Below are 14169 nucleotides of genomic sequence, written 5' to 3'. Positions count from 1 at the left end.
GGTTAAACGACATTGCCGAGTTGGAAGATAGGTAGGTACATGGCAATGATCAGGCCGCCGACCAGTACGCCGAGTACCGACATAATCAGCGGCTCCATGAGTGCAGTCAAACCATCGACGGCGTTATCAACCTCAGCCTCGTAATAGCTGGCGACTTTATCCAGCATCATGTCCAGTGCCCCCGACTCTTCACCGATGGCAGTCATCTGGATGGCCATTGAGGGAAATACATCCGTGCTACGCATAGAAAAGTTCAGCTGCATACCGGCGCTGACATCCTGCTTGATTTTATTCACCGCATTCTTAAATACGATATTGCCGGTTGCACCCGCTACAGAGTCCAGTGCCTCCACCAGCGGCACACCTGCCGCAAATGTGGTGGCTAAGGTACGCGCATAGCGCGCAACGGATGATTTGTAGATGATGTCACCCACAATCGGCGCCTTCAGTGCGGTGCGGTCGAGCCAGTTACGGAATTTCTCCGAGCGTTTTTTAGTTTCACCAAAGGCAAAGGCTGCGGCAAACATGCCAAGCAAAATTACGAACCACCACTTTTGTAGGGCTTGGGATATACCGATTACAAACTGGGTGAATGCGGGGAGCTCAGCACCAAAGTTGGCAAATACAGATTCGAATTGCGGCACAACTTTGATCAGCAAAATAGCCGAAACAATCACCGCCACCAGCACCACCGCAATGGGGTAATTCATGGCTTTCTTGATTTTGGCTTTGAGCGCTTCGGTCTTTTCTTTGTAGGTCGCAACACGGTCCAGCAGGTTTTCCAGGGCGCCTGCTTGCTCCCCGGCATCTACCAAGTTGCAGAACAGGTCATCAAAATATTCGGGGCGTGTTCTGAGGGAGGCCGCGAAGCTATTACCTGCCGCAACATGCTGTTTAATATCATCCACCAGCTTGCGCATATTAGGGTTGTCTACACCCTCAGCAATAATGTCAAAGGACTGCAACAGCGGCACGCCGGCTTTCATCATGGTTGCCATTTGCCGGGCAAACAGCGCAATGTCCATTGGTTTGATTTTTTTCCCCGCGCTGAACAGCGAGGCGGATTTTTTGCGCACCTTGGTCGGGTTGATGCCCTGCTTGCGCAGTTGCGCTTTTACCAATGCCGGGTTTTGGCCGCTGACTTCGCCTTTTATCTTGGCACCCTGTTTATTGGTGCCTTCCCACGCGAAGGTGCTGGTTTTTAGTGCTTTAACGGCCATTGGTTAGTCCTTTGTCACGCGGTTTACTTCAGCGAGGCTGGTCACGCCCTGCATGGCCTTTAGCAAGGCCGAGGTCCGCAGGTCATTGAAGCCGTCTTTGCGCATCTGGATGGAGATATCAATCGAGTTACCTTCCTCCATGATAATCCGCTGTAGGGCCGGCGTGTTTTTAACCACTTCATAAATACCGACACGGCCTTTGTAACCGCCATTGCAATTTTCGCAGCCTACGGGCTCGTAAATTTTGAAGGTGCCGATCTTGTCTTCCGGGAAACCTTCCTCCAGCAGGGTCTCGCGTGGGATCTGGATTTCCTTCTTGCACGCGCTACACAGCTTGCGCGCCAGGCGCTGAGCAATAATTAGGTTGACCGAGGTAGCGATGTTAAAGGACGGCACCCCCATGTTGCGCAGGCGGGTTAAGGTTTCCGCAGCGCTGTTGGTGTGCAAGGTCGACATCACCATATGCCCAGTTTGTGCGGCTTTAATAGCGATGGAGGCGGTGTCCAGGTCACGAATCTCGCCGACCATGATGATGTCCGGGTCCTGACGCAGGAAGGCTTTCAGCGCCGCGGTAAAGTCCATGCCCTGTTTGGGGTTAACGTTGACCTGGTTGATGCCCTCCAAGTTGATCTCCACTGGGTCCTCGGCGGTAGAGATATTCACGTCCACTGTATTGAGGATGTTCAGGCCGGTATACAGCGATACGGTTTTGCCCGAGCCGGTTGGGCCTGTCACCAGAATCATGCCCTGCGGCTGCTTGAGGGCGGCCATGTAAAGTTCTTTTTGCGACTCTTCATAGCCCAGTGCGTCGATGCCCATCTGTGCGCTGGCTGAGTCAAGAATCCGCATCACGATCTTCTCGCCCCACAAGGTTGGGCAAGTGCTGACGCGAAAATCGATGGATTTACTTTTCGAGATGCGCATCTTAATGCGCCCATCCTGCGGTCTGCGTCGCTCGGAAATATCCAGGCCGGCCATTACTTTCAGGCGCGCAGAAATACGGGGCGACAGCTGAATAGGCGGGCGGGCGATTTCATGCAGAATACCGTCGGTACGAAAGCGCACGCGGTAGGTCTTTTCGTAAGGCTCAAAATGCAGGTCTGAGGAGCCTTTTTTAATCGCGTCCAGCAGCATCTTATTAACAAAGCGCACCACCGGGGCGTCGTCTGCGGAGTTGCCGTCAGCCTTTACCTCCGCGTCATCATTAACCGTTTCGACATCCAGGCCGTCGAGGTCAACGTCGGCCAGGTCATCCATGCCGCTGGTCGCGGAATCGAAGAATTTGTCTATAGCTTCGCCGAGCTTGTCGTCCTCAACCAGAATGGCTTCTGTGTTCATGCCGGTGCTGAATTGAATGTCAGTGATGGCTTGATGGTTGGTTGGGTCGGAGACTGCGACAAATAGCTTATTACCTCGGCGCCACAGCGGTAATACGCGGTGTTGGCGAACCAGCTTCTCGCTGACCAAGTCTTTAGGCTGGTTTTCTTTGTCGATGGCATTCAGGTCAACAAAGGACACGCCAAATTGATCGCTGGCCAGTTCGGCCAATACTCGGCTTTTGACTAGCTTGTTTTGCACTAGGTAGGTGACCAGCGACAGCTTGTTGCGCTGCGCCTGACCTTGAGCGTGTTGCGCTGTTTTTTCATCCAGCAGTTCCGCCAGCACCATCTGCCGGGCTAAGCCGGTAAGGGACACGCTATCGTTCATCACAGGCTCCATAACAATGCGTGCGTTATAGCCTAGTTGCTCTAGGCGTGCCAAACCCAGTGAGTTAGGGTGACAAAAAATGGCAGTTAGTGTCGATGCTGAGGCTGCTGCTTGCGCTTCGGTGCCTTTAACCCAGGTTAGAGCAGTGTTTAGAGTTGGCACGAAGGCTGCATTAGTAGGTCAGGTCGTCGACCTATACACACTAAGGAGATGCTAGATGAAAGCTCAAATGCAAAAAGGTTTTACGCTTATCGAATTGATGATCGTGGTTGCGATTATCGGTATTCTGGCTGCTATCGCAATTCCGCAGTATCAGGACTATACAATTAAAGCAAAAGTTGCTAATGCTCTGACTGCCGCTGATGCTTTAAAAACGGCGGTGTCTGTTTGCGCGCAAGAGGCGGGTGGCGTGCTTGCAGCTTGTAATACTGGCTCTAATGGTGTTCCTGTGTTTAGTGCTACTAAAGAAGTTACAAGTGCCAATGTGGCTGCTGGTACAGTGGTGCTTACGCTGGGCAACGGTATCGGGACTAACGTTGACGGCCAAACGATAACAATGACCCCTGCTGTGAATACCACCTCCATTCGTTGGACTAATTCGACTACTGTAACTCAGCCTGCTGCTCAGGCTGCAATTCTTAAGAATAACTAATTGCGGTGCGTGTCTAGTTTTTTGTGTTGGCACGCGGGGTTTTAGTTGGTTGTGAGATATGGCGCCCTGCTTTTGCGGGGCGTTATTTTTTGTTTGTTATATGTTGGAGGCTTGATGCATTTTTTTTCCGTGCGCTGGTTTCATTTTATACTTTTATATTTTTGGTTGGTATTGATCTGTATTTTGTTTTTTGAAAATCCACTTATATTTGACGACAACTATTTTTTTTTGAAGGGTGCCCCAGAGGCATATATTGATGATGGTGTTCGGTTTTCTCCGCGCTGGTGGGTTTATGAAACGTTGGCAGTTACATTCGTATATCTGGGTTCGGGTATTGCTTGGCAGCGGGTGGGGAATTTATTTGCTCACATGTCTACAGTCTTAGCGCTGTATTTTTTTATTCGACAACTTCTATTGAATTTTGATGCTTCTGGTAAATTAAATGTAAGAGTTGGGGTGCACTTTTCGGCGTTTTTAGGCTCTGCTTTATTTGCAGTACACCCGCTTTCTATTTTTTCTCAGGGGTATTTGATTCAGCGCACTATAATTTTCGCTACGCTATTCTCTATTTTCAGTCTGTTTGGTTTTTTGCGTGGAATGAATGGTTCGCGTTTTTGGTTGTGGCTGTCCTGCCCGCTCTTCGGATTAGCGGTTTTCGCTAAGGAACATTCGGTTATGCTTCCATTGGTATCCACTTTGCTCTTGGTCTTGTATGTGCGTAGTGATTTTGTTGTGCAGGTTTCGCGGCGAGAGATTTTTTCTGTGTTGTTGGTGCAGGGCTTGTTGTCTGTTCTGGTAGTTTTACAAAGCGCAGGGATTATTGGGGTGCCTTATGAGGTTTTAGCCGAGGAGGTTTTAATATCCGAAACCGAAAGGCCAGTGAAGAACTTGTATCTGTTAAGCGTTTTTAATCAAGCGGGTTTATTTTTTAAGTATTTGTACATGTGGGTTTTCCCCGTTTCTACAATGATGTCGGTTGATATGCGGGAGGTGTTTCCCCTTGGCTTTTACTCTTGGTCGTTGTGGGGGGGGGGGGCTTTATTTTTTGCCTATATTGGTTTTGGCTTTATCTTATTACTGCGTGGAGGAAGTTTGGGGTTGCTGGGTTTTTCTTTGTTGATGCCAGGAGTGCTTTTTGTAACTGAATTTTCAGTTGTTCGCTTGCAGGAGATTTTTGTTCTGTATAGGAGCTATCTCTGGGGGCCGGGTTTATTTATTTTGCTTGCCTTGGGGGCGCGGCGCTTAAGCCCTAGGTTTTTGTTCAGTCTGGCGTTCTTTTGTGTCTTGTATTTGTCGGCGCTTTCTTTTGATCGGCTCTCTACGCTGGCTCATCCGTATCTAGTTTGGGATGAGGCTGCCCGGCTTTATGAGCGAACTTCTGAGCATTCTAAGGTTTATGGAGGTTATAGGATTTATTACAATAGAGGAAATGAACTGTATAGGCAGGGGCGTCTGGATCTAGCAATGGCTGATTTTAATCGTGTTGTTGATCTCAATCCGGCATATAGCCATGCTTATCAACAGCGAGGAGTTATTTATCTAGATCAAAAAAATTGGATGGGTGCAAAGGCTGAGTTTGAGATGTTAGGTTCAATGTCTCCGGGAAACTCAAAATCCTACATTGGATTGTCTAGGGCTCTGGAGGGCTTGGGGCAGTTTCGTGCGGCTGATAGTGCATTGAAAAAAGCTTGCTCGTTGGGTAGCCAATTTGCATGTGGGGAAATTAAAGAGCTTTGAATGAGCATGGTTTATCGAATCGGTTATTGCGAGTAAAGTAGCACCGAAACTGTTCTGCTAGAGTTATTTATGCTGGCTGAAGTGTGGGCTGGATTGCTCCCGCTCGGTATGGCAGATTGATTCGTATGGTTGAATCGCCAAAGGCGACTCCACCATCTGTCAAAAAAACTCGTTTGTGTGCGATGTTTAATAATTATCGCTCACGCCTTGAGCGGTATTAGATGGTTTACAAACTCAGTCGCATCGACAAGTCTACTGCCTTCACATACTTAGTGAATGCCCCAATCGACACATAATCCACCCCAGTCTCGGCAATCGCTCTCAAGGTGCTTTCATTCACGCCGCCTGATGCCTCCAGCTTAGCGCGGCCTTGGGCGATGGTGACGGCTTCGCGCATTTCACCCAGGCTCAATTCATCCAGCATGATGATGTCGGCGCCGGCGTCGAGTGCCTCACGCAGTTCCTGCAAGCTCTCCACTTCAACTTCCACCGGCTTGCCGGGGGATATTTTGTGGGCGGCGGTTATGGCGTGAGTGATGCCGCCGCAGGCGGCGATGTGGTTTTCTTTAATAAGGAAGGCGTCGTACAGGCCGATGCGGTGGTTGTGGCAGCCGCCTTGGGTCACGGCGTACTTCTGCGCCAAGCGCAGGCCAGGGAGTGTTTTGCGGGTGTCGAGCAATTTCACAGCGGTGCCTTGCACGAGGTCGGCATAGTGTTGGCAGCGGGTGGCGACGGCGGAGAGGGTCTGCAGAAAGTTCAGGGCGCTGCGTTCACCGCTAAGCAGGGCGCGGGCTGGGCCTTCTAGTTCAAACAACACTTGGTTGGCTTCGGCGCGTTGTCCGTCCTGGATGTGCCAGTGCACGGCGACCCGTGGGTCGAGTTGGCGGAATACCTCATCGACCCAGGCGGTGCCGCAGATGGTGGCGGCTTCACGGGTGATGACCTTGGCGTGTGCCAGGCGCTCGGCGGGTATCAATTGGGCGGTGATATCGCCGCTGCCGATATCCTCTGCCAGTGCGCGGCGCACGTTGGCCTCGATTTCGTGGGTGAGGTCGGCGAGGGTCAGGTTAGGCATGATGGGCTCCAGTCAGCATAATGCGCCGATTATAGGGATTGCCGGCTGTTTGCGCAGTGTTTGCAACTGTGCTCTGGCGGCAGTGCGGCTATGCTGGTGAAGGTTCTGAGTACGTTGTGTGTGGTCGCGCGATATGACGTGCAGCGTTAGCCGCTGCAGATGACCGTTGGGAGGCTGCGGCGCCGCATCTGTGACCTGGGTCATGTCTGGATGAAAAGTCAGCTTGGTATGTGCGTGCACATCCCTATAATGGATTTACTTTTTAGAATTGTTGACGCCAGGCCTTTGACGTTACGGATGATGCTCAGTTGATCGCTGTGCAGATCGGTTAGCCCAAGAGGGGCAGTCTGCAGGAGACTCGCAATGAAGACTGACGCGAATGTGGTGCGCCTGAGCAAGGTGAGCCCTGAGCAATCGCCCACTTCACCGGTAGGAAGACTGCCTGTGGCGCTGACAACTGTTCGTGACAACGCAGCGCAACAGCTGAAAACGGCTTTGCAGGCGCTGTTTGATAATGCCGACGACACGCTGTTCGAGATGGCCGACCGTGCCACCAGCAACGCCGAGCAAAATGCTTTTTTCGAAGCGATGCGCGATCTGCGTTTGAAGCGCAAAAATATCGAGCGTGGCTTCCTGCAGAAGGTCTTTGAAGCCTTCGCCACGCTTAACCAGTATGAAATCGGCAAGCCTGCACCGTTGGATGCGGTGTCGTTCGATGCCCTGTCACTGGTACAGAACGATGCGCTGGAAGAGTCGGTAGCGTTGGATTCGATGGTGGCTAAGGTTGTCAGCCGTGACGCGGCGGCGCTCAGCCACCTGACCACGCGCTTTAACGCAATGGTCAGCAAGAAGTTAGATGACAAAACCAACCCCCTCGGCCCGACCAGCCTCTGCGAGTTCTTTCTGGATGCCTGCAGCAGCCTGGGCGTCGAGATCAAGGTCAAGCTGATCATCCTCAAGCTGTTTGAAAAATACGTGCTGAGCGGTCTTGATCAGTTGTATGCCGAGGCCAATCAAACATTGATCGCGGCCGGCGTACTGCCTGAGCTGAAATCCGCGCCGGCACGGCGTAACCCGTCGCGCGCCAGCGCGTCAGCCAGTGGCGATGCTCAGGCGACCGCCCCTGAGCTGTCTGCTGGGTTCGCTGATGAGGGCGTGCAGGAAGTGTTCGGCGCCTTGCAGGCGCTGTTGTCGCAGGCGCGTGGCATTGCTGTGCCACGGCGCAATCAGCCAGCGGATGCCATGCCGATCTCCAGTAATGACCTGATGCGTTTGCTCTCGCACATGCAGCAGCGTGCGCCTGCGCAGGTCACTGATGATTTTGATTTGCGTGAGCAGCTTGAGGGCTTGCTGGTCCGCGCCAGCGCTAAAGCCGGCAAAGCGCGAGTGGTGGGGGAGGTTGATGAAGACGTCATCAATCTGGTGTCGATGTTGTTTGAGTTTATTCTCGATGACCGCACCTTACCGGATTCGCTCAAGGCGCTGATTGGCCGCCTGCAGATCCCAATGCTGAAAGTGGCGGTAATCGATAAAACCTTCTTCAGCCGTGGCAGCCATCCGGCGCGCCGTTTGCTCAACGAAATTGCTTCGGCGGCGCTTGGCTGGGGTGAGCAGGATGATACCCAGCGCGACAGCCTGTATCAGAAGATCGAGCAGGTGGTGCAGCGTCTGCTTAACGACTTTGTTGATGATCCGCTGATCTTCTCCGAGTTGCTGGCCGAGTTTCTCGCCTTTACCGGTGACGAGCGTCGCCGCAGCGAGTTGCTTGAGCAGCGCACCCGCGATGCCGAAGAGGGCAGCGCCAAGGCCGCAATGGCGCGGCGTGAAGTTGAGCTGGCACTGAATCAGCGGCTACTTGGTAAGACCTTGCCTGAGGTGGTGGTGCGCTTGCTGCAGGAGGCCTGGAGCAAGGTGCTGATGCTCGCCTGCTTGAAACACGGTGTGGAATCAGCCGAGTGGCAAGCTGCCTTGGCGACCATGGATGATTTGGTTTGGAGCGTGGAGCCGCACAACGAGCCTGAAGCCCGCATGCGCTTGTTGGAGATGGTGCCGGGGTTGCTCAAAGCGTTGCGTGCAGGCATCGCCAGCGCGGCGTTTGATCCATTTTCCACCGGTGAGTTTTTTACTCAACTAGAAGCTCTGCATGTGCAGGCCTTCCAGCGTTTTAAGCGCAGCCTGCCGGAAGAGGCGCCGCAGGTTGATATGCCTGCGCACGCTGAGTTAGGTGATGAGCCGTGCGTTACGTTGGCTGAGAGCGGGGTGGATTTACCGCTGTTGGACTTGACGCCCGCTGAGGCCATTACTGCGCCGGTGATGGTTGAGGTGGTGGAAGAAATCATCCTGCTGGCGCCGGGTGAGCTGCGCGCCGCCGAGCCAGAAGTCAGCCTGCCGGACGATGATGCAGCGCTGTTGCAAGTGGATAACCTGCGGGTCGGCAGCTGGGTTGAGTTTCAGGAAGATGACGAGCACAAGCTGCGCTGCAAGCTGGCGGCGGTGATCAAACCGACCGGCAAGTACATCTTCGTCAATCGGACTGGGATGAAGGTGTTGGAGAAAACCCGTATGGGCCTGGCGGTTGAATTCCGCCGCAGTGCCATTCGTTTATTGGATGACGCGCTGCTATTTGACCGGGCGCTGGAATCAGTGATTGGCAATCTGCGTAAGCTCAAAGGCACCTGATCGGCCGCTTGGGGTTAGCAAACGCGCCGCCGGGGCTCTGCTCTGGCGGCGTTTTTGTGTCGGTGCGGTTATTAGGTGCGTGGCGAGGTTTCGGTCTTGGCCTTAGGGCGGGGCTGCACTAGAGTGACTGTTCGATCAAGGAGCTTTGTATGCAGCTGGACCCTTGCAGTGGCTGGTGCGACAGCGTCCAGCACTGCCCATCCCCCAACTTCAATCAGCGGCCGCAGGGGGAAGTGTCGCTGTTGGTGATTCACAACATCAGCTTACCGCCTGGGCAGTTCGGCACGGGCAAGGTGCAGGCGTTTTTCCAGAATCGTTTGGATGCGGATGAGCATCCGTATTTCGCTAGCATCGCCAGCTTGCAGGTGTCCGCGCATTTTTTTATCGAGCGTGATGGGGTGGTTACCCAGTTTGTCTCCTGTAACGAGCGCGCCTGGCATGCCGGTCAATCCTGCTTTGCTGGGCGGGAAAACTGTAATGATTTTTCCTTAGGGATTGAGCTTGAAGGCACCGATGATCTGCCCTTCACTGCGCAGCAGTATGCGGCGTTGGTTGATCTGGTTCGCCAGCTGCAGGCGGCTTATCCGGCGATTACCCTGGCGCGCATATGTGGGCACAGTGATGTTGCCCCGGGGCGTAAAACCGACCCTGGCCCCGCATTTGATTGGCAGCGCGTCCGTCTGGCATTGCAGCAAGACAAGGAGTTGACATGAATTTTCTGGTGCTACTGCTGGTGCTCTGGGTTGAGAAGTTTTCGGCCTGGCGCAAGCGTGTTCAACACGATGGCCCCTGGTTGCAGTTATTGGCGCTGACGGAGCGTAAACCGCAGTTGGCTGCGCGGCCCTGGTTGGCGTTGGCTGTGTTGGTGCTGCTGCCGCTGTTGGCGCTGCAGCTTCTGTTGTTATTGGTGGCGCCGGTGGCCTATGGCTGGCTGGCCCTACCGGTGCATTTGTTGGTGGTGATTTACAGCCTGGGGCGTGGCGATTTGCTGGCAGCGCTGGGGCCGTTTCGTGACAGCTGGCGCCGTGGTGATGCTGAAGCGGCGTATCTGGTGGCCCGACGTGATCTGGCGTTGGAGGCGGACGACGAGGGTACGTTGCTGCAACGCGTGCAGGGCCACTTGGTGTGGCAGGCCTACCAGAGTTTTTTTGCGGTGATTTTTTGGTACGCGCTGCTGGGGCCTTTGGCTGCATTGGCCTACCGGCTGGTCGCTTTGAGCTGCGAGCACACCAGCTTGCCAACGTTGCGTGAGGCTGCCGCGCAGGTGCGGCATGGCCTCGACTGGCTGCCGGTGCGGGTGTTGGCCGCCAGCTTTGCGCTGGTGGGTAACTTTGCCGGAGTCAGTAGGGCGTTGCTGCATGAGCTGCTCAGCTGGGATATCAGCGCGGCGCAGCTGGCCATTAATACTGCACGCGCCGCGGGAGAGACGCCGGAGCCGGTAATTGGTGAGGCCGGTGTCAGCAGCCTGGATGGCCTCTGGCAGTTGCTGGTGCGCGCAGCGGTGTTCTGGTACGCGGTGTTTGCTGCTTGGACTCTGCTTCTCTGAGAACCCATTTATGATCTGCTGCGCGTCGGCCCTGCTGCGTTAAAAACAGGCCCGGAAAGCCCTGGCGGCTAACGCGCTTTAGCGCGACCTGACGGGCGGGTGAAACCACTAGTGCTCATGTATAAAAGTACACTCCGCCTCTTCACCGGTTTTGACCAGCCGGAGGCTGTTACTCACGTAGCGCCTTGCAGGGCTCTAGCTCGCGAGATCGTAAAGCCGCTCTAAGGCTCGTTATTCGTTCCACAGCCAGGCGGCGCCACGTACGCCGCTGGAGTCGCCGTGACGCGCTTGCAACAGGCGCGTGTTGACCTGGTCGGAGAACACATAGCGCGGCAGCAGAGGCGCTACGTGGGTGTACAGCAACGGGTTATTGGAAAGGCCGCCGCCTAAGACAATCACATACGGATCAAATAAGTTGATCACCGACGCCAGGCCGCGTGCCAATTGATCGCAATAACAGCTGATGGCCTGTTGCGCGGCTGAGTCACCGTTCTTCGCGGCGGTTACCAGAGCGGCCGCATCCAGGCCGAGGTTGCTGCGGGCGGCCCAGCCAGGGCCACTTAAGAATGTTTCGATGCAGTCTTCTTTGCCGCAGTAACAGCGCCGGCTTGCGCCATCTTCGGGACGGCGCCAGGGCAAGGGGTTGTGCCCCCATTCTCCGGCAATGGCGTTTGGGCCGCTGAGCAACTGCTGGTTCACTACCAGTCCGCCGCCCACGCCGGTGCCGAGTATCACGCCAAAAACGCTGGCAGCACCGGCTCCGGCGCCATCACAAGCTTCCGACAGAGCAAAACAATCGGCGTCATTAGCCAGGCGTACCGGGCGCTGCAGGCTCCGTTCAAGGTCAGCCTGCAGGTCTTGGTCAATCAGGCATTGGGAGTTGGCATTTTTGATCCGGCCATGGTCGGGCGAGCGAGTGCCGGGGATGCCGACACCCACACTGCCGCGCTGGCCCAGTTCGCGCTCGCATGCCTCAACCAAGTGAGTGATCAGCTGCACGGTTTGCCCGTAATCGCCCTGAGGTGTTGGGGCGCGGCGGCGTAAAACCGGCTGGCCGTTATCCAGCGCGATGATCTCTACTTTGCTGCCACCCAAGTCAATTCCCAGCTTCAGCGGTGCGCGCATCATTAACCTTAAGTTACAGAGGTTGGAGTCGATAAGGGGTATACATGGCGCTACGCTTGGCCGCAATTGTGTGACATTGATCACGTCAATTTGCCGGTATTTACCCGGTTGATGCACATAGCCGCAGGTCGAGCTTTAAGGGACACCTAGGTTGCCGTTTGCCATGCAGCGCGGCCTATTTGTAACCTGACACAACAATAATTAGAACTGGAGACGTCCTGTGAAGACCGCGTTGTATCCGGCCATCGCGCTAATGAATCGCCTCAGCTTCGGTATGAAATTCAGTTTGATCAGCGTGCTGTTCTTTCTGCCCATGCTGGTTACCAACTTCTACCTGGTACGTGACTCCTACCGGCAATTCGTCAGCACCGAGGCGGCGCTGGAAAGTATCGACCTGCTTGGCGATAGCCTGACGCTGCGGCGCAACCTAGAGGACTTCGTCGACCTCATCGAGATCAACGCCATGATTGGCCAGTCCGGCCAGGCCGGTGATCTAGAGGCGCGTTTGGATACCCTTCAGCAAACCCTTTCCACTGAGCTGCAGGGCATGACGGCGGTGGCTGTGGGTGCGGAGCAGGTCGACGAATTCAACAACAAGCGCGATGAACTGATTGCCGAGTTAGCAGCCGTGCAAAGTGAAACATCGCTGCAAGGCAAGATCGCCCTGGCCGAAAAGCTGCTGGGTTCCTCGCAGGTGTTTATCAAGCTGATCGCCAGTCAAGCGGGCCTGAGCCAGGATCGGCATGGCGAGGTTCGGCAATTGGTCGAACTGGTTACCGTGGACACCCCCAAGGTGACAGCCGCCCTCAGCGAAGGCCGGGCCATTGGCGCCTACTCGCTGGCGCAAGGCTTTCTTAACTCATCGGCCAGCACCGCTTTTGATGAGCTGCTGCTTGAGCTGGAAAAGCTGCACGCCGAGTACGGTTTGAATCTACAAGCCTCGCTTAACAGCAGCGCGCAGGCCCGTACCGCACTGGCCAGTCAGGCGGCCAGCAGCCTGGAAACCCTGAAAACTTCCGCTGTGTTGTTTGAGGACAAGGTGGTCATTGCCGACTCGCTGGATACGCCTTGGGCGCAGTTCTACAGCGATGTCAGTGCGGCGATGGAACAGACCTATCAATTGAACAGTGCCGTGCTGGTATTGCTTGACCAGCAACTGCAGGTGCGCCTGGAGGAGAACCGCCTGCAGATGGTGCTCCTAGTGGTCGCCTTGGTGGTGGTGTTCTTGCTGATTGTTTATCTGTACGGCGGTTTTTATGTATCGATCCGCAGCACGCTAAAGAGCCTCGGTCAGGTGATGAACCAGGTGGCAGCAGGCGATATGACCGTCAGCATCAAAACGCAAAGTCAGGATGAGCTGGGCGAGCTGGGTCAGGTGTTCAATGAAACAGTGAGCAAGATTCATCAGCTGATTGAGCGTGTAGGGCAGACGGTCGAGGAAGTCGAGCGCCAAGCCGACCGTGTGCAGCACGTCTCCGGGGAAAGTAACCACGCGGTTGCCGGCCAGCGTGGGCAGATCGACCTGATTGCCACCGCCATGAACCAGATGTCCGCTACGGCGCAGGAAGTGGCGCACAGCGCCGCCGCTGCAGTGGGCAGTGCGCAGAGTGTGAATGATGAAACGGTCAGTGGCCGTGCGCTGGTTGAGTCGCAGGTCGGCAGCATCCAGCGTCTGGCTGGGGAAATCGACCAATCGGTGGCGGTAATCAACAAGCTGGCCAGCGACAGCGCCTCGATTAGTCAGGTGCTGGATGTGATCAAAGGCATCGCCGAACAGACCAACTTGTTGGCGTTGAATGCGGCGATTGAAGCTGCGCGTGCCGGCGAGCAGGGCCGTGGCTTTGCGGTGGTGGCTGACGAAGTACGCAACCTGGCCAAGCGTACCCAGCAGTCCACCCAGGAAATCGAGTCGATGATTGCCACGCTGCAAAGCGGTGTTGGCGCGGCGGTTAAGGCGATGAGTTCCAGCCATCAAATGGCCGACAACACGGTGAACGAGTCCGCCAAGGTGCAACAGGCACTGGATAACATCCTTGGTGCGGTGGGTATGATCGTTGACCAGAACCAACAGATCGCCACCGCCGCAGAAGAGCAAACCGCCGTAGCGCAGGATATTGACCAGAATATTGTCGAGATCAGCCAGGCCGGCGAACGTACTGCTGAAGGTGCCAGCCAGACCGAGCAGGCTAGCCGTGAGCTATCTGTACTGGTAACCCGCTTGAAGCAGTTGATCGGCGCATTCCGCGTTTGATCAAGCCCCGCTTGAACCAAGCCCGCCAACCTGGCGGGCTTTTTTATTCCGCCAAGGCCAGCGCTGTGCTGTGGATAAATAGCATTTCAATTCAAACAGTTAACCCACAATAACGGTGCAGCAAACTGTGGATAAGGTGTGCAGCCTTAGCGCTTGAGCAGGTGCTGCGGGGCTTTC

General features: G+C 55.0%; 10 protein-coding genes and 1 pseudogene. 7 read left to right on the top strand and 4 right to left on the bottom strand.

Annotated features, from left to right (window positions below):
* Nucleotides 1-2 precede the first annotated feature (2 nt).
* Nucleotides 3-1220: a type II secretion system F family protein gene (locus AC0J6G_RS13490; protein WP_475248492.1), complete on the bottom strand. Its 1218-nt coding sequence runs from the start codon at nucleotides 1218-1220 to the stop codon at nucleotides 3-5.
* A 3-nt stretch (nucleotides 1221-1223) separates the two neighbouring features.
* Entirely contained in the window at nucleotides 1224-2927 is a 1704-nt protein-coding gene (gene pilB, locus AC0J6G_RS13485) for a type IV-A pilus assembly ATPase PilB (RefSeq protein WP_475248490.1), read from the bottom strand.
* Between the two features lie 217 nt (nucleotides 2928-3144).
* Between pilB and AC0J6G_RS13480 the strand changes: the two genes are divergently transcribed.
* Together AC0J6G_RS13480 and AC0J6G_RS13475 are read left to right on the top strand one after the other, a co-directional pair.
* Nucleotides 3145-3579, top strand: a complete 435-nt coding sequence (locus AC0J6G_RS13480; RefSeq protein WP_475248488.1) for a pilin — start codon at nucleotides 3145-3147, stop codon at nucleotides 3577-3579.
* A 114-nt stretch (nucleotides 3580-3693) separates the two neighbouring features.
* Nucleotides 3694-5316 (top strand): tetratricopeptide repeat protein, encoded by a 1623-nt coding sequence (locus AC0J6G_RS13475; RefSeq protein ID WP_475248486.1) that lies wholly within the window; start codon nucleotides 3694-3696, stop codon nucleotides 5314-5316.
* A 226-nt stretch (nucleotides 5317-5542) separates the two neighbouring features.
* Here AC0J6G_RS13475 and nadC read toward each other — a convergent pair whose 3' ends face one another.
* Nucleotides 5543-6391 carry a carboxylating nicotinate-nucleotide diphosphorylase gene (nadC, locus tag AC0J6G_RS13470; protein ID WP_475248484.1) on the bottom strand — a complete coding sequence of 283 codons (849 nt, stop codon included), beginning with the start codon at nucleotides 6389-6391 and terminating at the stop codon, nucleotides 5543-5545.
* Between the two features lie 363 nt (nucleotides 6392-6754).
* Here nadC and AC0J6G_RS13465 point away from each other — a divergent pair, with 363 nt between their 5' ends.
* The 3 genes from AC0J6G_RS13465 (at nucleotide 6755) to ampE (ending at nucleotide 10616) form a co-directional block, all read left to right on the top strand.
* Nucleotides 6755-9070 carry a DUF1631 domain-containing protein gene (locus AC0J6G_RS13465; protein WP_475248482.1) on the top strand — a complete coding sequence of 772 codons (2316 nt, stop codon included), beginning with the start codon at nucleotides 6755-6757 and terminating at the stop codon, nucleotides 9068-9070.
* Nucleotides 9071-9219: 149 nt separating this feature from the next.
* Nucleotides 9220-9783, top strand: coding sequence for a 1,6-anhydro-N-acetylmuramyl-L-alanine amidase AmpD (ampD, locus tag AC0J6G_RS13460; protein WP_475248480.1), 564 nt, complete (start codon nucleotides 9220-9222; stop codon nucleotides 9781-9783).
* Nucleotides 9780-10616, top strand: a complete 837-nt coding sequence (gene ampE, locus AC0J6G_RS13455; RefSeq protein ID WP_475248478.1) for a regulatory signaling modulator protein AmpE — start codon at nucleotides 9780-9782, stop codon at nucleotides 10614-10616. Before ampD ends, ampE begins: the two co-directional genes overlap by 4 nt.
* Nucleotides 10617-10847: 231 nt before the next feature.
* On the opposite strand, the gene AC0J6G_RS13450 is transcribed toward ampE, so the two are convergent.
* Nucleotides 10848-11741 carry an ROK family protein gene (locus AC0J6G_RS13450; protein ID WP_475248476.1) on the bottom strand — a complete coding sequence of 298 codons (894 nt, stop codon included), beginning with the start codon at nucleotides 11739-11741 and terminating at the stop codon, nucleotides 10848-10850.
* A gap of 253 nt (nucleotides 11742-11994) precedes the next feature.
* On the opposite strand from AC0J6G_RS13450, the pseudogene AC0J6G_RS13445 reads away from it, so the two are divergent.
* A pseudogene (locus AC0J6G_RS13445) lies at nucleotides 11995-13134 on the top strand (HAMP domain-containing protein); the annotation flags it as partial.
* Between the two features lie 144 nt (nucleotides 13135-13278).
* Nucleotides 13279-13992 carry a methyl-accepting chemotaxis protein gene (locus tag AC0J6G_RS13440; RefSeq protein WP_475253754.1) on the top strand — a complete coding sequence of 238 codons (714 nt, stop codon included), beginning with the start codon at nucleotides 13279-13281 and terminating at the stop codon, nucleotides 13990-13992.
* Nucleotides 13993-14169: the final 177 nt, after the last annotated feature.

It is taken from the genome of Pseudomonas sp. TS_SC_3, from assembly GCF_056156225.1.
The sequence above is the reverse complement of the archived record's forward strand: the minus strand, read 5'-3'. Positions and strand labels throughout refer to the sequence as shown.